Origin of the sequence: Nonomuraea sp. AD125B, assembly GCF_041402765.1 — a bacterium.
In the GTDB taxonomy this organism is placed as follows: Bacteria; Actinomycetota; Actinomycetes; order Streptosporangiales; family Streptosporangiaceae; genus Nonomuraea; species Nonomuraea bangladeshensis.
The window spans coordinates 173,583-190,390 of record NZ_JBGLOU010000011.1 but is presented as its reverse complement, the minus strand read 5'-3'; the positions used below and the strand labels follow the sequence as shown (position 1 = coordinate 190,390).

Here is a 16,808-nt window from a genome sequence, read left to right as displayed (position 1 = left end):
CTTGCGCGCATGAGCGCTGCCGCCGAGCCGACACCGGAGAAGCCCGACATCCACACCACCGCCGGGAAGATCGCCGACCTGGAGCGGCGGCTGGACGAGGCGGTCCACGCCGGGTCGGCGGCCGCCGTCGACAAGCAGCACGCCAAGGGCAAGATGACCGCCAGGGAGCGGGTGCTGGCGCTGCTGGACGAGGGGTCGTTCGTGGAGTTCGACGCGTTCGCCCGGCACCGCTCGACGATGTTCGGCCTGGAGCAGCGGCGTCCGTACGGCGACGGCGTGATCGCCGGGCACGGCACGGTCGACGGCCGGCAGGTCTGCGTGTTCTCCCAGGACGTGACGGTCTTCGGCGGCTCGCTCGGCGAGGTGTACGGCGAGAAGATCGTCAAGGTCCTGGACCTGGCGCTCAAGACCGGCTGCCCGATCATCGGCATCAACGAGGGCGGCGGCGCGCGCATCCAGGAGGGCGTGGTGGCGCTCGGCCTGTACGCCGAGATCTTCAAGCGCAACGTGCACGCCTCCGGCGTGATCCCGCAGATCTCGCTCATCATGGGCGCGGCGGCCGGCGGGCACGTCTACTCCCCCGCGCTGACCGACTTCGTGGTGATGGTGGACCAGACCTCGCACATGTTCATCACCGGGCCCGACGTCATCAAGACGGTGACGGGCGAGGAGGTGACGTTCGAGGAGCTCGGCGGGGCGCACGCGCACAACACGAAGTCGGGCGTGGCCCACTACCAGGCGGCCGACGAGGACGACGCGCTCGACTACGTGCGGGCGCTGCTGTCGTACCTGCCGTCCAACAACCTGGACGACCCCCCGGCCTACCCGGCCGCCGCGGACCTCGATCCCGATCCCGAGCTGGACGAGCTGATCCCCGACTCGCCCAACCAGCCGTACGACATGCACCGGGTGATCGGGCGGGTGCTGGACGACGGGGAGTTCCTGGAGGTCCACGCGCGGTTCGCGCCGAACATCGTGGTCGGCTACGGGCGGGTGGACGGCCGGCCGGTGGGCGTGGTGGCCAACCAGCCCATGCATTTCGCAGGTTGTCTGGATATCAACGCATCCGAGAAAGCGGCACGCTTTATTCGAACATGTGATGCGTTCAATATTCCTATCCTGACTTTTGTGGATGTCCCGGGTTTCCTCCCAGGCACCGATCAGGAATGGAACGGAATCATCCGCCGCGGCGCCAAGCTCCTCTACGCCTACGCCGAGGCCACCGTCCCGCTGGTCACGGTGATCACCCGCAAGGCGTACGGCGGCGCGTACGACGTCATGGGCTCCAAGCACCTCGGCGCGGACGTCAACCTCGCCTGGCCCACCGCGCAGATCGCGGTCATGGGCGCGCAGGGCGCGGTCAACATCCTCTACCGGCGCGAGCTCGCCGCCGCCGAGAACCCCGACGACCAGCGCGCCAGGCTCGTCACCGAGTACGAGGACACGCTGGCCAACCCGTACATCGCGGCCGAACGCGGCTACGTGGACGCGGTGATCCGGCCGTCCGAAACCCGCCCCCAGGTCGTCCGGGCGCTGCGCGCGCTCCGCAACAAGCGCGCCACGCTCCCGCCCAAGAAGCATGGGAACATCCCGCTGTGACCCCGCCACCGGCACCCGGACTGCGCGTCGTGCGCGGCGACGCCACGCCCGAGGAGCTCGCCGCCCTGGTGATCGCGCTGGCCACCCGGCAGGCCCCGCGGGAGCCCGCTCCGCAGGCCCCGCCGCAAAGATGGCGAAACCCAGCTAGAGGTATGCGTAAGCCTGTCCTCCCAGGGAAGTCGGCATGGCGGATGAGCGCCCTGCCCTAGATAGATCCTGGGAATCGGGTGTCAAGTTCCCCGGGAGTTGGGACTATCTAGAGAAAGTAGGCGTATATAGTCAGCCGATCAACTAACACCGCGGCCTGGAGGACGACATGGCCATCCCAGACCTCATGCCGCATCCTGTGGCAGCCAAGTACGCAGTCCTGGTGGATGTCGGTTATCTCTACGCGGCGGCCGGTGAAGTGCTGCTGGGCGCGAAGGAACGCAAGGAATATCGGGTGGCCGCGGATGAGCTCATCCAGAGTCTGCAGAAACATGCAGAGGAACGTATTTCTGGCGAACTCTTGCGGATCTATTGGTATGACGCCGCCCGTGACCGCGTGCCCACCGTCGATCAGCGGGTCATCGCCCAGCTTCCCTGGGTCAAGGTAAGGCTTGGCAACCTCAACGCCCGTGGCCAGCAGAAAGGCGTGGACGCCCAGATCAGGAGCGATCTGGAGGCGCTGGCCAGGCACCACGCGGTCACCGACACCATCCTGCTGGCCGGCGATGAGGACATGGTCCCGGCGGTGGAGGCGGCGCAGGCGTACGGCGTACGCATCCACCTGTGGGGCGTCGAGCCTCCTTACGGCACCAACCAGGCCGAACGCCTGGTGTGGGAGTCCGACACCGTGGAAGTGATCTCCGCTGATTTCCTGAGGCCCTTTTTCAGCCGTGCTCCGCAGCCCGTGGCGGTCGCCCCGCCGGTCACGCCGTCGCCCGCCCAGGTCTTCGCCGGCCGCGCGCCGGTCAAGCCGCACGCCAAGCCCGGTCAGGTGGCCAAGCTCGGCCCGAGCCGCCCGCGCGTCGAGGACGTCGGCGAGCACGTGGCGCAGAAGTGGATCCTCACCCGTGGCCGCGACAACATCCGCGACCTGCTGCCGGGGCCGATCCTGCCGACCGTCATCGACACCGAGCTGCTGATCGAGGCCGAGAAGGAGCTCGGGCACTCGCTGCGGCCGTTCCCCGAGGCGCGGGTGTGGCTGCGCGACGGGTTCTGGGCGCGCGTCTACCGGGAGTTCGACCTGGGGGTCGGCGTCTCCTCGAAGTAGCCGGACGTCGCGGACGATCAGGTCCGAAAACCGCCGGTCGCCGCCTTCTGGCAGCGCGTACCGTCGAAGTATGTCTCCACTGGAGCTCGACTTCGACTCCTGTTACCGGGCCGTCTCCGCCAGGGACGCCCGGTTCGACGGGCGCTTCTACACGGCGGTGACGACGACGCGCATCTACTGCCGTCCGATCTGCCCTGCGCGTACGCCCGCGTCCAGGAACGTACGTTTCTACCGGCACGCGGCCTCGGCGGAGGCGGCCGGGTTCCGGCCGTGCAAGCGCTGCCGTCCCGAGCTGTCGCCCGGCGACCCCGGCTGGGACCTGCGGGGCGACCTCGTGGGCCGGGCGCTGCGGCTCATCGACGACGGCGCGGCCGACGAGCGGGGCGTCGCCGGGCTGGCCAGGCGGCTGCACATCACCGAGCGGCACCTGCACCGGCTGTTCGTGGCCGAGCTGGGGGCCGGGCCGCTGGCGGTGGCGCGGACGAAGCGGCTGCTGCTGGCCAAGCAGCTGCTGACGGAGACCGTGCTGCCGATCACGGACGTGGCGTTCGCGGCCGGGTTCGGCAGCGTGCGGCAGTTCAACGCGACGATGCGGGAGACGTACGGGTTCACGCCCAGCGAGCTGCGCGCCACGGCGGGGGGACGTACGGTCGCCGTCGTGGCCGACTCCGGGGCCACTGGGCCTGCGCCGTTGCGGCTTCGGCTGCACCGGCGGGAGCCGTACGACGTGGAGGCGGTCTTCGCGTTCCTCGCCGCGCGGGCGATCCCGGGGCTGGAGAGCGCGGACCGGACCTCGTACGCGCGGGCCGTGCCCGGCGGGACGATCACGCTCACGCCCCGGCCCGACCACGTGGCACTCGACGTGGCGGTGGCCGACACGCGGCAGCTCGCCCGCGTCGTGGCCCGCTGCCGCCGGCTGCTCGACCTGGACGCCGACCCCGAGGCGATCTCCGAGGCGCTCGGCAGGACCTCGCTCGGGCCGCTGGTCGCGGCCCGGCCGGGGCTGCGGGTGCCGGGGACGTTCGACGGGTTCGAGCTGGCCGTGCGGGCGGTGGTGGGGCAGCAGGTCTCGGTGGCCGGGGCCCGTACGCTGCTCGGCCGCATCGTCGCCCGCGCCGCCGCGCCCGGCGGCCTCTTCCCCGCCCCCGGCCACCTGCTGGAGACCGACCTCACCGGGCTCGGCCTCACCGGCCGCCGCATCGCCACGCTCAAGGAGCTGGCCTCCCGGATCACCGCGGGCCATCTCGACCTCGACGGCGGCCAGGACCCCGCCGAGGCCGTGGAGGCGCTGCTGGAGGTGCCCGGCATCGGCCCGTGGACCGCCGGCTACGTCGCGCTGCGGGCGCTGCGCGACCCCGACGCCTGGCCCGCGGGCGACCTGGTGCTCAGGAAGCGGATGGCCGCCCTGGGCATCCACGACGACGAAACCGAGCGGTGGCGGCCCTGGCGGGCCTACGCCGCACTGCATCTCTGGAGCTCATCATGATCGCTGCACAGCTCGTCCCGACCCCGATCGGCCCGCTCGCCCTGCTGGCCCGCGACAAGGTGCTGGTGGCGGCCGGGTTCACGGCCGACCCCGAGCAGATGTTCGCCCGGCTCGCTCCCGAGCTGCGCGCGGAGGGGCTGGAGGTGGTGGACGACCTCGGGCCGGCCGTGGAGGCGGTGCGCGCGTACCTGGCGGGCGACTTCGCCGCGCTGGACGACGTACCCGTCGAGCAGCCCGGCTCCCCCACGCGCAAGCGGCTGCACGCGGCGCTGCGCGAGGTCCCGGCCGGCACCACGGTCTCGTACGCCGAGCTGGCCGAACGCGCCGGCCTGCCGCGTACGGCGGCCCGCGTGGCCGGCTCCGCCTGCGCCCAGAACCTCATCGCCCCGTTCGTGCCGTGCCACCGGGTCCTGCCGAGCTCGGGCGGCTACGGCGGCTACTACTACGGCGTCCCCGTCAAGGAGTGGCTGCTGGCGCACGAATCAGGACGAAACGCTAACTGAGTGTGATGAGTCGAACGCATTCGGTAATGTGTTCGGCATGTCCCCCACCCAGGAGCATGAGTTCCTGCTCGAACTAGTACGGAATCGCCCATCGCTGGTGGCCACGCTGCTCACCGAGATGGGCGTGCCGGTGCCCGCGTTCGACGAGGCCCGGCTCGAAAGCCCCGACTTCACCGACTGCGTCCCGACGGAATACCGCGCGGACTCGGTCGTGGTCCTGGCCGACGGCAAGCCGCTGTCCGGCATCGTGCTGGAGGTCCAGCGGGCGTATCGCGACGAGAAGACCTGGTCGTGGCCCGTCTACCTGGCCACGCTACGGGCTCGGCTCAAATGTCCGTGCACGCTGCTCGTCTTCTGCCCGGACACGCGGGTGGCGGCCAAGTGCGGCCGTCCCATCGACATGGGCCACCCGGGATGGTCCCTCCGGCCCATCGTCCTCGGGCCGGAGCAGGTTCCGATGATCACCGACCTCGAAAGGGCCGTCGCCGAGCCGGAGCTCACCGCTCTCTCCGCGATCGTGCACGGCCCGACCGAGGAGGGTTTCAAGGTCCTGCAGACATTCCACGATGCGCATGAGCACCTGCCCGAGGAGCTCAAAAGTTATTCTGACCTCGTGCTCTCGGTGCTGCCGGAGTTCGTCGTCGCCAAGTTCAAGGAGATCTCGATGGCCATGGACATCAACTACGAGCCCCGAAGCAAGCTGGTCCGCGAGTGGGTCGACCATGGCATCGCGCAGGGGGAGGCCAAGGCCGTTCTGCGCATCCTCGAAGGGCGGGGCCTCGCCGTTTCCGAGGAGGCGCGGGAACGCATCCACACCTGCGAGGACTCAGAACTCCTGCTCGCCTGGGTCGACAAGGCCCTCACCGTCACGAGCGTGGACGAGCTCTTCGAGGAGGCGGACTCTGATCACTGAGGAGCCCCGAAGCAAGCTGGTCCGCGAGTGGGTCGACCATGGCATCACCCAGGGGATTACCCAGGGGGAGGCCAAGGCCGTTCTGCGCATCCTCGAAAGGCGAGGGCTCGCCGTTTCCGAGGAGGCGCGGGAGCGCATCCACGCCTGCGAGGACTCAGAACTCCTGCTCGCCTGGGTCGATAAGGCGCTCACGGTCACGAGCGTGGACGAGCTCTTCGAGGAGGCGGACTCTGATCACTGAGGAGCCCCGAAGCAAGCTGGTCCGCGAGTGGGTCGACCATGGCATCACCCAGGGGATCACGCAAGGAGTCACGCAGGGGGAGGCCAAGGCCGTTCTGCGCATCCTCGAAAAGCGAGGGCTCGCCGTTTCCGAGGAGGCGCGGGAACGCATCCACACCTGCGAGGACCCGGAGCTCCTGCTCGCCTGGGTCGACAAGGCCCTCACCGTCACGAGCGTGGACGAGCTCTTCGAGGAGGCGGACGACGCGGAGTGAGTGGGGCGCGGCGCCCCACTCACCACCGTCTCGTCACTGAGGTCGGACGTTGCTCTGGATCTCGCCGACCGGGACGTCCCGGCTCGTGCCCACCTCGACGGGCGCGAACTGCACCGCCACGTCCCCCTGGACGGCGACCGGCCACACGGTGGTGACCGTGAGCGTGTACTTCTCCTGCGGCTGGTCCACCGACGAGCGCAGATAGCGCACGCCGCAGGAGAACGTGCCGCCCTTCACGTACGGCTTGCCCTGGGCGCCGCACCCGCTCACGGTGACCTCGGCCCGGTCGTCGCCGGTGCCGGGGTCGATCTTGATCTCCTGGAGGGTGGCGACCACGGTCGCGCTCATGACCCCGGGGATCGTCGCCGTCACCGACCTGCGCGGCGCGCCGATGCCCTCCACCCACACCCAGGTCGGGAGGTTGACGTAGCTCTTGGCGTCGGGGCTCAGCCTGACCGTCGGCTCGGGCACGGTCAGCGCCGCCCGCGCGATCTCGGCCAGCTCCCGCACGGTGATCCCGGCCGGCGGCGTCTGCCCCGGCGGCACGAACACGAACGGGTCGAGCGCGCTGAAGCACGCCAGGCCCTTGGGGTCGGAGGAGTCGTACGCGGGCCCCCACCAGCGACCGTCCTGCCCGATCCGCTCCTTGAACTGCTCCAGGAACTTCTCGAACTTCTCATCGGTCGCGTCCTTGGTGAACTTGAAGAAGAAGTCGCGCAGGCTCTCCTGCGTCTTCAGCATCTCCTCGGCCCCCTGGCCGGGCTCGTACCAGCAGGGCCGCTTGAGCACGTAGCCGTCGGACTTACCGCCCTTGGCGTCACCCGAGATGACGATCTTCGAGTGGGTGAGCACGACGCCCTTCGTCCGCCCCTCGTCGATCGTCCGGCCGGGATCCGGCCGCGGCGCCAGCCCTGCGGTGACGGCGAGCAGGCCCGCGACGGCCGCGGAAAGGAGGGGGTTCATGCGGGGCACCCTTTCAGGTCGGCGCGGACGTCCCTGATCCACCACACGTCGTCGTCGCCCCGATGCAGGGCCAGGGACTGGAGGTACGGAGTGTCGAGCCAGTCGGGGCGGGGCGAGATGGCTTTCCCGGTGCGTGCCGAGACGAACCGCATGCCCGTCTCGTCCACGCACATGTCGATCACCGCACCTTTGCCCGTCCTGGAGACGCGCAGGTCGTAGAGCCGGGCGACGCCGCGCACCGTCTGTTTCCTGTCGAGGAAGTACTTCACCCACTCGTACGCGGCCGGGGCGGCGGTGAGTTCAATGTCGATGTCCTGCAAGGGCCGATCGCTGCCGGCGACGATCGCCTTGCGCATGGCCACCATGTAAGCGGCGCCCACCTCTGCCAGGGGGTCCCGCTTCGCGGGCCAGTCGATCTCCATCCGGAACTTGCCGCCGCCCATGGTGACGGTCTCCTTGCCCCTCCCTGCGAGGGTCTCCTCCTCGGCGGGCTCCTCGCTGGTCCCCTCCTGGGGGGTTTCCGCAGGCTCCGCCGCGCGGGCGGTGCCGCTGCCGTCCGCCGAGGGCTCGGCCCCCGGCGAGTACGGCCGCTCCGGCTGGCCGCAGCCCGCCAGCACCAGTAAGACCAGCGCCATCGCTGCTCGTCTCATGCCGATGACTCCCTCACGACGTGGATGCGCCACGTGGGCAGCAGTTCTTCGATCAGCGCCTCGGTCTCCGGGGCGAGTGCGCCGCCGTACGGGTGCGAGGCGGCCCGCCGGGTCAGGCCCTCGACGACGGCCCGCAGCCGTACGCCGTCCTGGGTGGCGTGCGTGGCCCGCAGCAGGTCGCGCCAGAGCCCTTCGTCGTCGGCCGCGAGCAGCAGCGCCTGGCGGACCGCGGCGACCGCGGCGTCCGGCCGGTTCTGGGCGAGCCGGAGCTCGCAGAGCTGGTGGGCGGCGTCGGCCACCCCGGCGGCCACGTCGTACTCCAGGTCCTCGGCGGCCAGCCAGGCGTACCTGCCGGGCGGCCGGCCGGCCAGCAGCGGGCCCCTGACCAGGCCGAGCGCCTTCTCCAGGAGGACGGACCTGGCCATCGCGTCGCCGCGCGCCCGGCGGACCAGCTCGCGGAACAACATCCAATCCGTACGCACCTCCGGCCCCAGCCGCAGCCGCCCGGCCTCGTCCGTGAGCAGGTGGTCGGGCCCCAGCCACTCCGCGACCCGGGCGATCGTGGCGTCCCTGACCAGGTCCTGTACGCCGCGCGGCCACAACACGCCGCCGAGCACGACGGGGTGCACCCCGCCCGGATGCGTGGCCAGGTAGACCAGCATCTCGGCGGCCAGCGCCAGCCGGCCCTCCTCCAGCGGGCGCAGGCCCCGAACCTCGACCGGGCCGAGCAGGCGGATCTCGACGGCCGGCGCGTGCAGCCCGACCAGCGGCTCCGGCTCGGGGATCGGCTCGCCCTCCATGCGGCCCGCGGTGCGGAACAGCTCGACCAGCGCCCGGTAATGGCGGCGGGGCAGGAGCTGGGCCTCCACCTCGAAGCCCAGCTCGGCGATGCGGGCCTTGCCGTCCTCGGTGATCTCCAGGGTCCAGGTGGCGTGCGGGATGTCGCCCGCGACGACGTACCCGGCGGTGTCCCTGCGGGCCAGCAGCGCCAGCCGGCGCGCTTCCTCGTGCGTGGGCGCGACCGCCGACAGCAGGTAGTGGGCCTCGCGCGGGCTGCCGGTGACCCGGCCGGTCAGCACCTGCTCGCGCGGCGCGGCGGCGGCCTCCAGCTCGGGCAGCACCTCGGCCAGGCCGCCGACGGCCCTGATCCGGTCGGGCGCGATGGCGGTCAGCTCCTCACCGAACCCGACGAGCGTCACCCGCATGCGGTCGGACCAGCGGTTGGTGGCCAGCTCGACGGCGATCGCGGCGAGCGCGGCCGTGGTCTGCGGGCCGCGTACGTTGATGAGGCCCTGCGCCGCCTCCAGGTCCACGAGCACCCGGCCGCCCGCGTTGGCGCCGATGGACACGAGCCCCGGGTACGGCGCGCCGCCCGGCTGGTCCTCCAGCAGCCGGCCCTCGTGGGCGGGCAGCCGCCACACCTGGCCGCCGTCCTGGGCGGTCCAGGGCGCGGGCGGGTCGGGGTCGGGCGGGTGCACCCACAGGTCGAGCGTGCGCGCGGACAGGTGGGCGGCGTACACGGTGGGCGGGGTGCGGTGCCTGGCGGCCAGCTCGGCGCCGAGCAGCCGCAGGCCGATGTCGAGGATGCGGGCGCCCGGCGCGTCGGCGCCCAGCCGGAGCGCGACCTCGGCCTCGGCGGCGTCGCCGCGCGGGCGGGCGGTGCGGCGGCCGGGCAGCCGGTTCCACAGCTGCTCGCGGCGGCGGCGGGAGAGCACGAACAGCAGCCCGGCGGCGGCCAGCGAGGCGGGGGCGAGGTAGTCCATGAGCGCGCCGGACTGGGCCTCGCGCACCACCGGCTGCTCCCGCCGCTCCTGCTCGGGGAGGCGGCGGTCCTGCTCGGGCAGGCGGTGTTTGGCCCCGCCCCTGTTCTCGGCGCGGCGCTCGACGTCCTTCTTCTGCTCGGCTTTCTCCTCCGCCCGGTCGGCGCGTTGCTCGACGGAGCGGGGAACCTCCGCGCGGCCCGGATGGTCGCGCAGGGTCTGCTCGCGCGGCTGGCCGACGGGGACGGTGTGCGTGTGGCGGGCGTCGTCCGGCATGTCGAGCACCCAGCCGGGCCTGATCAGGTCGGCCATCCGCAGCCTGGAGCCGTCGGGCTGCTCCTTGGCCTGGTTGAGCCGGTAGATCTCGTGGTAGCGGCGGCCGTCACCGAGGCACTTCTCCGCGATCTCCCACAGGCTCTCGTGGTGGCGCCCGTGCGGCGGCTGCACCACGTACACCTTCTTGGTCTGCTGGGTGTCGAGCGTGGCCTTCTCGACGATCGGCGCCGAGTACGCCACCGCCGTCATCGGCGGCGGGGCGGGCGCGGGCGCGAGCTTCACGATCGGCGCGACCATGGCCCCGGTGGTGAACAGCAGCAGCACGGCCCCGACGAGCTTGTTGGCGAGGGCCTGGGTGCCCCCGGACATGGGCACGCGGGCGGGCATGCCGACCCTGCGGACGCCGGCGTACACCTCGACGAGCACGCACACGAACAGCTGGAACCAGGCCAGCCACACGAGCAGGACCAGCACCGCCGTGATCGTGCTCGGCCCGGCCTGGCTGAGCAGCGTCCGCACGTCGAACTGCTCGGGGTCGATCGGCGGCCCGACGTACTTGAGCAGCGCGTACGGCACCCCGCCCACGAGCGCGACCAGCAGGACCAGCGCGCCGAGCCCGGCGAGCACGTCGCCGAGACCGCGCCTTGCGGGGCGGCGGGCGGGGCCGTGCCGCCCGTGGGCACGCCCGGCGGGGCGCCCGTGGGGCCGCGCTGGCTCTCGCGTCGGCATCGCCTCTCCTTTCGCCCGCTCAGCGTCGTGCCTCACGCGTTCCGCGTGCCACTGAGTGAAGCCATTCGGTCTAGCTCGCTTTATCTGGCTTGGGGCGCGGCCGTGGCCTCGCCGGTCATGTCCGATCCCGCGAAGCCGATCGCACCGAGGAAGAACGCCTGCCAGCGCACCGACACGCTCACCGTCACCTGCTCCTGCTGGACCTCGCAGCGGCCGGCGCGTACGTCCTCGCCCTGGGCCGCGACGATCTCCTCGGCCCGCCCGCACACGCGGTCCTCGCCGAGCAGCCGGGTCTCGCCGCTGGTGCGCAGCACGTCCTCGTCGATCTGGTCGGCGCCGGCCCGCGCTGCCTGCTCGGCCACGTCGGCGGCGCGCAGCCGGGCGTTGATCGCCCCGCCGCCGTCCACCAGCAGCCCCGCCAGCAGGAACGCGACCACCGAGAACAGCACGGTGAACACCGACATGGACCCCCGCTCGCTCACTCGACCCTCCTGAACTGCTCCAGGGGCACGACGGCGGTGCCGGTGAGCCGCTTGGCGCCGAACCCGGCGAAGCCGAGGTCGAGCTCGCAGGTGACGACGGCCTCCACCTGCCCGCCCTGCTCCCACGCGGAGCCGTCCAGCGACACGGCCGGCGACCCGCAGGGGCCGGTGAGCGTCGCCCGGGTGATGGCGTCGGCGGCCCCCTGGGCGTCGTCGAACGTACGCTGCACGGAGGCGGCGCGGGCGGCGTCCCTGGCCGCGCCGTTGACCCGGCCCTGCGACTCCACCAGCACCCCGGCCCCGGCCAGGAACAGCAGGAACAGCAGGAAGACCGGGGCCAGCATGACCGTCTCGACGGCCATGGACCCGCGCTCGCGATCGGCGCTCATTCGCAGTCCTCGCCCCCGTTGTCGGGGCGGAAGCACTCGACGGGCCCGCCGGCGGTCGCGCTGATCGTGAACGTCAGCGACGGCAGCAGCGGGATGACCTGTACGGCGCTGCCGGTCACGGTGACGAACCGCTCGTCGGGCTCCCTCTCGGAGGTCGTGGCGGTCGCGCCGCCGAGCAGCCGCGGCCCGATCGCGCGGACGATCTCGGTGGCCTTGGCCGTGGCGGTGCCCTCCCAGCCGGCCGAGTCGATCGGCGCCGCCCTGGCCACGCGCGCCCCCTCCTGGGCGGCCGCCTCGGCGACCTGACGCGCGTGGAACCAGAGCGCCACCTGCACGATGAGCAGCGCCACCGCGAGAATGACCGGCATGAGCAGCGCCAGCTCGACCGCGCTGGCGCCACGCTCGCGGGCGCGGCGGCGCGGGCTACTGGTCGCCGCCACCGCCACCGCCGCCACCGCCGAAGCTCTGCTCGATCTGGCCCTGCTGCTGCTCCACGAGCGTCCTGATCAGCGTGGCCAGCCCGAGCGCGACGCCCGCGATGATGGCGGTGATGATCACCCACTCGACGGCGGAGGCGCCCCGGGTGGGGGCGGTCCTGGCCCGGTGGACGCGTACGGCGAGGCACGCACGGAGATAGACGATCCAGGGATGGTTCATGAGACCCCCAACATCTTCATCGCGGCGGGATAACTGAGAAAGATCACGAAACCGGCGCAGAGCAGGAGCTGGGCGACGAGCATCGACTGCGAGCGCTCGCCCGCGCGTCCCTCGATCTCGGCCAGCTCCCTGCGGCGCAGGGTGGCGGCCCTGGCCGTGAGGGACGAGCGGACCTTGGCGCCGTCGTCGGCCACCAGGCCGAGCGCCGCCGACAGGTCGCGCAGCTCGTCGACGTTGATCTCCTCGCCGAGCTGGCCGAGCGCCTGCCAGGGGGTGATGCCGACGATGCGCGCGCCGCTCAGCGCGTCGCGGATGCGGCCCATCGCCCAGTTGGGCTGCTCGCCGCTGACCGTTACCGCCATCATCAGCGCCTCGGGGACGCCGCGGCCGCCGGCCAGGTTCATGGAGACGAGGTCGAGGAACGCGCCGACCACGTGACGGAAGTCGCGCCTGCGCGCCGCGGCCTCCTTGCGGATCTGCAGGTCGGGCAGGAAGAAGAAGACGACCGCGGCCAGCACCGCCACCCAGAACGGGATCGCCGGCGAGCTGCCCCACCCCATGAGCACCAGCCAGCCGAGCAGCAGCGGGAACGCCAGCAGGCCGGCGGCGCCGAGGAGCGCCTTGGTCGCGAGGAACGCCTCGAAGGAACGGCCGAGCAGCGCCAGGTCCGACCGTACGGACCTGACCTCCCAGCCGCGGGCGGCGTAGAGCGCGGCCATGCGTACGCCGAGGTTGCGGCGGAACGCGCCGACCTCCTCCTCGGGCAGCAGGAGCTGGATGCGCGGCGCGCCGGCGTCCTCGCGCACGGCGTCCAGCGCGAGCAGCCGCGCCACCAGCCCGGGGCGGGCCGGGAAGATCGCGCGTACCAGTACGAACAGGCCGAGCCCCAGCGCGGCTCCGGCCAGCGCGCCCTCAACCATCGCCGCCCCTTCCCGTCAGCAGCCGCGTCGGCTTGTCGAACCCGGCGAGCCGGCGCATCCACGCGAACCCCGCGCCGAACAGCGCTGCGACGACCACCAGGACGGCCTGGCCGAGCGGGTCGTCGTACTCCTCGACGTAGTCGCCGTTGAACAGCACGAGGAGCGCGGCGAAGCCCAGCGCGGTGATCACCACGATCTGCACGCTGCGCCGGGTCGCGCGGCGCTCGGCCTCGACGCGGCGGCGCATGTCGAGCTCCTCGCGGGCCGAGACGGCGAGCGCGCCGAGCACGTCGCGCAGGCCGGGGCCGCGCAGCTTGGAGTTGAGTATGAGCGCGGCCACCACCAGGTCGGCCGAGGGGTCGTCGAGCTCGTCGGCGAACAGCGCGAGCGCCTCGGGCAGCGCCATCCTGGTGTGCAGCCGGTCGATCATGGCGCGCAGGTGCGGGCGGAGCGTCGGCGCGGCGGCCCTGATCGACGACGGGATCGCCTGCTCCAGCCCGGCCGCGCCGGCGATGGTGTCGCGCAGCGACTCGGTCCAGGCGGCGAGCCCTTCGAGGCGGCGCATGGCGGCCCGCTCCTCGGCCGCGCCGCCCGACAGCCCGCGCCAGGCGAACACCAGCAGCACGGTGCCCACCGCCGCGACCGGCCACCGGGTGATGAGCAGGACCAGCGAGGCGGCCACGGCGGCGACCGCGCCGCGCGTGGTCAGCATCCTGATCAGGTGGCGTTGCGGCTGGGGCGGGCGGGGGCGCATGCCGTACAGGGAGAGGACCAGCAGGAACAGGCCGCCGCCTGCCATGGCGCCGGCGAGCAGGGCGAACGGGTCCATGGTCAGGCCCATCGGTCACCATCCTCCCGGGGTGTAGCCGTGCGCCATGAGCTCGTCCAGGCACGAGACGGGCGCGTGCGGCACGGCGGAGCCGTCGGGTCCCGGCGCGAACACCTCGCTCGACAGGACACGGCCGTCGCAGCCGTTGACCTCGCGGACGCTGGAGACGTAGCGGCGCAGGGTGCCGCCGCGGTGGTAGTCGTTGCGCTTCTCGACGAAGACCACGAAGTCGATCGCGCCGGCGATGAGCATGTGGGTGGCGTCGATGGGCAGGCGTTCGCCGGCCTGGAGCGCGTACGTAGCGATGCGGTTGAAGACCTCCATGCTGGAGTTGGCGTGGATGGTCGACAGGGAGCCGTCGTTGCCCTGCGTCATCGCGTTGAGCATGGTGACGATCTCGTCGCCGAGCACCTCGCCGACGATGACGCGGCTGGGGTTCATCCGCAGTGAGCGGCGGACCAGCTCGGCCATCGAGATCTCGCCCTGGCCCTCGGAGTTGGGCAGGCGCTGCTCGAAGGCGACGACGTTGGGATGCAGCTCGGGGAACTGGTCGAGGCCCAGCTCAAGGGCGCGTTCGACGGTGATGAGGCGCTCGCCCGGCGGGATCTCGTTGGCCAGGGCCCGCAGCAGAGTGGTCTTGCCGGCGTTGGTGGACCCGGCGATCATGATGTTCTTGCGGGCGGCGACGGCCGCGCTGAGGAACCTGCCGAGGTCGGGGCCGACCGTGCCGTTGCCGACGAGGTCGCTGAGGAAGACCTTGCCGAGGCGGGCGCGGCGGATGGAGATCGCGGGCCGTACGGTGACGTCCATGACCGCGCTCAGCCGCGAGCCGTCGGGCAGGCGCAGGTCGAGCTGCGGGTTGGCGGTGTCGAACGGCCGGCTCGACAGCCCCGAGTACGCGGCCAGGATCTGGATCAGCTCGACGAGCTCCTCGTCGGACTCGGCGACCGGGTCGTGCATGGACTCCTGGCCGTCGGCGTAGCTGACGAAGACGCGGTCGCAGCCGTTGATGTCGATGTTCTCGACCTGGGCGTCGTCGAGCAGCGGCTGGAGGCGGCCCACGCCGAACAGCGCGGCGTGGATGCCGGCCGCCAGCGCCTCCTCCTCCTCGACCGTGGGCGGCGTGCGGCCGGAGCCGATCTCGTTGCGCGCGTGCTCCTCCAGGACCTGCGAGATCAGCGCCCTGGCGAACTGGCGCTCGTCCTCGCCGGTCATGGCGGGCAGGCCGTTGGCCTGGTCGAGCCGGCGCTGGTGGGCCAGGCGGTCGCCGACCTCCTGGCGGAAGCGCTTGACCAGCAGGTGATCGATCATCGGTGGCTCACCAGCCTCGCCGCGAGGTCGCGGGCCGTACGGATGAGGAGGGAACGGTCGAGCCGGCCGCCCCACTGGCCGCGCAGCAGCTCGGCGCCCTTGGGGTCGTGGGCCAGCCCGTAGACGAACTGGACGCTCGGGCCGACGATCCTGCGTACGTCGTCGATGGAGGCGCGGTAGGCGCGCGGGTCGGCGATGACGACGACGCCGTGGGCCTTGGTGATCTGGAGGCGTTCGCGCAGGTGGGCGACGTGGTCGAGGGTGGCGCGGGTGAGCAGCACGACCTGCTCGGCCTCGGCCAGCAGGTCGCCGAGCTGGGGGTGGGCGCCGAGCCGGCCGCAGTCGGCGATGACGTCGGCGTCGGGGATCGCGGCGAGCGCCCGGCCGAGCGGGCCCCACAGCCAGGTGAGGCCGGCGGCCTGCTCGGCGTGGGTGAGCCCGGCCAGCACGTCGAGCCCGCCGACGATCTTCTGCGTGTGCTGGTGGATCTGGGCGGGCTCCAGGCCGCGCCGGGCGGTGGCGCCCAGGGTGAGCAGGCCCCTGCCGGGGTTGAGCACCCCGCCGTCGGCGGCGGGCAGGCGGTAGGCGAGGTCGCCGCCGGCCGGGTCGCACTCGGCCAGCAGCACCGGCCGCGGCCATACGGCGGCCAGTGCCGTCGCGGCCGTGGTGACGCCCGGCGCGCCCTTGTCGGCGGCCAGCACGATCAGTCCCACGTCAGCGTGCCCCCGGTAGCTCGGCGACGGCGATCTCGCCACTGGAGGCGAAACCCACTATTTCCGGTGCGGCCGTTGAATCCACCACCACCGTGATCTGGCCGGAATTTCCGGACCTGGACTTGTCGCCGCCTGCGGAGAAGACGAGCGCATTGGGGGCGAGCACGCGGGTTTGCCCCTGGCTGGTGCGGCTGGGCACGTAAATGACCTGAACGCGGTCTCCCTGCTGAATGCCCGCCGGCATTTGGCCGGGTTTAAGCGCCAATCCGACGGTGGCCTTTCCCTCGCCGAGCTCGGTGCTGGCGCGGACGCCCATGCGGTTGGTCAGCAGGGTGCCCGGGAGGATCGTGACCGTCGCGAAGCTGCGCGTGACCAGCTCGCGCTGCGACCAGCTCACGTAGTCGACGCCCTCGCCGGCGACCTTGACCTCTTCGAGCGCCTCGGGCGGGAACTTCTGACCGGCGCCGACCTGCTGGACGACGCGGATGGCCGAGACGCGGCCGCCGCTGTTGAGCACGAGCAGGGTCGTGGCGAGCGCGCCGCCGAGTATGAGCAGGACGGCGAGCGCGGCCAGGGCCGGCTTGCGTTCTCTGGGGGGCACGGGGAGCTTGCGCGAGGCCGGGCCGGACAACCCCGCCGCCGCGTTGACGGCAGGCTTTTCACTGGTCCTCATGGGTGGGGGGCTCCCAAAGTGAATTAAGGAATCCCCGCCATTATGTGGGGCATGTCGGTGCGGCGTGGCCGGAATGCGAGGACCAATGCTCGTTTCGCAGGTGGCGAGATGTCAAGAGGCGGTAATCGATGCCTGTTGTTTCTATCCAGTTGACGGAAGGGTATTTTCCCCGTTATGTCAGTCACTTCCGTCACATAAGTCACTGG

18 protein-coding genes and 1 pseudogene are annotated in these 16,808 nt (G+C 72.0%); 7 read left to right on the top strand and 12 right to left on the bottom strand.

Annotated elements, in window-relative coordinates; genetic code table 11:
* Positions 1-9 precede the first annotated feature (9 nt).
* The 7 genes and pseudogenes from ACBR40_RS28205 to ACBR40_RS28175 all read left to right on the top strand — a co-directional run bounded on the left by ACBR40_RS28205 (position 10) and on the right by ACBR40_RS28175 (position 6,250).
* Positions 10-1,599: an acyl-CoA carboxylase subunit beta gene (locus ACBR40_RS28205; protein ID WP_371250714.1), complete on the top strand. Its 1,590-nt coding sequence runs from the start codon at positions 10-12 to the stop codon at positions 1,597-1,599.
* Positions 1,596-1,808 carry an acyl-CoA carboxylase subunit epsilon gene (locus ACBR40_RS28200; RefSeq protein WP_364450060.1) on the top strand — a complete coding sequence of 71 codons (213 nt, stop codon included), beginning with the start codon at positions 1,596-1,598 and terminating at the stop codon, positions 1,806-1,808. Before ACBR40_RS28205 ends, ACBR40_RS28200 begins: the two co-directional genes overlap by 4 nt.
* Positions 1,809-1,915: 107 nt before the next feature.
* On the top strand, positions 1,916-2,854 hold the full coding sequence (locus ACBR40_RS28195; protein WP_026214889.1) for an NYN domain-containing protein: 939 nt from the start codon (positions 1,916-1,918) through the stop codon (positions 2,852-2,854).
* Between the two features lie 70 nt (positions 2,855-2,924).
* Positions 2,925-3,869: pseudogene (locus ACBR40_RS28190) on the top strand (bifunctional transcriptional activator/DNA repair enzyme AdaA); the annotation flags it as partial.
* A gap of 467 nt (positions 3,870-4,336) precedes the next feature.
* On the top strand, positions 4,337-4,843 hold the full coding sequence (locus ACBR40_RS28185; RefSeq protein ID WP_364450065.1) for a methylated-DNA--[protein]-cysteine S-methyltransferase: 507 nt from the start codon (positions 4,337-4,339) through the stop codon (positions 4,841-4,843).
* A 37-nt stretch (positions 4,844-4,880) separates the two neighbouring features.
* A complete protein-coding gene (locus ACBR40_RS28180) occupies positions 4,881-5,756 on the top strand; it encodes a hypothetical protein (RefSeq protein WP_371250713.1) in 876 nt (291 codons plus the stop codon).
* A 38-nt stretch (positions 5,757-5,794) separates the two neighbouring features.
* On the top strand, positions 5,795-6,250 hold the full coding sequence (locus ACBR40_RS28175; RefSeq protein WP_371250712.1) for a hypothetical protein: 456 nt from the start codon (positions 5,795-5,797) through the stop codon (positions 6,248-6,250).
* A gap of 33 nt (positions 6,251-6,283) precedes the next feature.
* Here ACBR40_RS28175 and ACBR40_RS28170 read toward each other — a convergent pair whose 3' ends face one another.
* From ACBR40_RS28170 to ACBR40_RS28115, 12 genes are all read right to left on the bottom strand, one after another.
* Positions 6,284-7,213, bottom strand: coding sequence for a hypothetical protein (locus ACBR40_RS28170; RefSeq protein ID WP_344210379.1), 930 nt, complete (start codon positions 7,211-7,213; stop codon positions 6,284-6,286).
* On the bottom strand, positions 7,210-7,863 hold the full coding sequence (locus ACBR40_RS28165) for a hypothetical protein (RefSeq protein WP_371250711.1): 654 nt from the start codon (positions 7,861-7,863) through the stop codon (positions 7,210-7,212). Before ACBR40_RS28165 ends, ACBR40_RS28170 begins: the two co-directional genes overlap by 4 nt.
* On the bottom strand, positions 7,860-10,628 hold the full coding sequence (locus ACBR40_RS28160; protein ID WP_371250710.1) for a BTAD domain-containing putative transcriptional regulator: 2,769 nt from the start codon (positions 10,626-10,628) through the stop codon (positions 7,860-7,862). The genes ACBR40_RS28165 and ACBR40_RS28160 overlap by 4 nt, the downstream gene beginning before the upstream one ends.
* A gap of 80 nt (positions 10,629-10,708) precedes the next feature.
* Complete coding sequence (locus ACBR40_RS28155) at positions 10,709-11,110, bottom strand: flp pilus-assembly TadE/G-like family protein (RefSeq protein ID WP_371250709.1); 402 nt, start codon at positions 11,108-11,110, stop codon at positions 10,709-10,711.
* Positions 11,107-11,499, bottom strand: a complete 393-nt coding sequence (locus ACBR40_RS28150) for a TadE/TadG family type IV pilus assembly protein (protein WP_344210387.1) — start codon at positions 11,497-11,499, stop codon at positions 11,107-11,109. Before ACBR40_RS28150 ends, ACBR40_RS28155 begins: the two co-directional genes overlap by 4 nt.
* The gene (locus ACBR40_RS28145; protein WP_344210389.1) at positions 11,496-11,954 is read right to left on the bottom strand and encodes a TadE/TadG family type IV pilus assembly protein; all 459 of its coding nucleotides are present in this window, start codon (positions 11,952-11,954) and stop codon (positions 11,496-11,498) included. The genes ACBR40_RS28150 and ACBR40_RS28145 overlap by 4 nt, the downstream gene beginning before the upstream one ends.
* Complete coding sequence (locus ACBR40_RS28140; protein ID WP_344210391.1) at positions 11,923-12,156, bottom strand: hypothetical protein; 234 nt, start codon at positions 12,154-12,156, stop codon at positions 11,923-11,925. The genes ACBR40_RS28145 and ACBR40_RS28140 overlap by 32 nt, the downstream gene beginning before the upstream one ends.
* Positions 12,153-13,076 carry a type II secretion system protein gene (locus ACBR40_RS28135; protein ID WP_344210394.1) on the bottom strand — a complete coding sequence of 308 codons (924 nt, stop codon included), beginning with the start codon at positions 13,074-13,076 and terminating at the stop codon, positions 12,153-12,155. The genes ACBR40_RS28140 and ACBR40_RS28135 overlap by 4 nt, the downstream gene beginning before the upstream one ends.
* Positions 13,069-13,917 carry a type II secretion system F family protein gene (locus ACBR40_RS28130; protein ID WP_344210397.1) on the bottom strand — a complete coding sequence of 283 codons (849 nt, stop codon included), beginning with the start codon at positions 13,915-13,917 and terminating at the stop codon, positions 13,069-13,071. The genes ACBR40_RS28135 and ACBR40_RS28130 overlap by 8 nt, the downstream gene beginning before the upstream one ends.
* Positions 13,918-13,920: 3 nt before the next feature.
* Positions 13,921-15,216, bottom strand: a complete 1,296-nt coding sequence (locus tag ACBR40_RS28125) for a CpaF family protein (RefSeq protein ID WP_371250708.1) — start codon at positions 15,214-15,216, stop codon at positions 13,921-13,923.
* Positions 15,213-15,929, bottom strand: a complete 717-nt coding sequence (locus ACBR40_RS28120) for a hypothetical protein (protein WP_364450088.1) — start codon at positions 15,927-15,929, stop codon at positions 15,213-15,215. Before ACBR40_RS28120 ends, ACBR40_RS28125 begins: the two co-directional genes overlap by 4 nt.
* Before the next feature lies 1 nt (position 15,930).
* Positions 15,931-16,602 (bottom strand): hypothetical protein, encoded by a 672-nt coding sequence (locus ACBR40_RS28115; RefSeq protein WP_344210402.1) that lies wholly within the window; start codon positions 16,600-16,602, stop codon positions 15,931-15,933.
* Positions 16,603-16,808 lie beyond the last annotated feature (206 nt).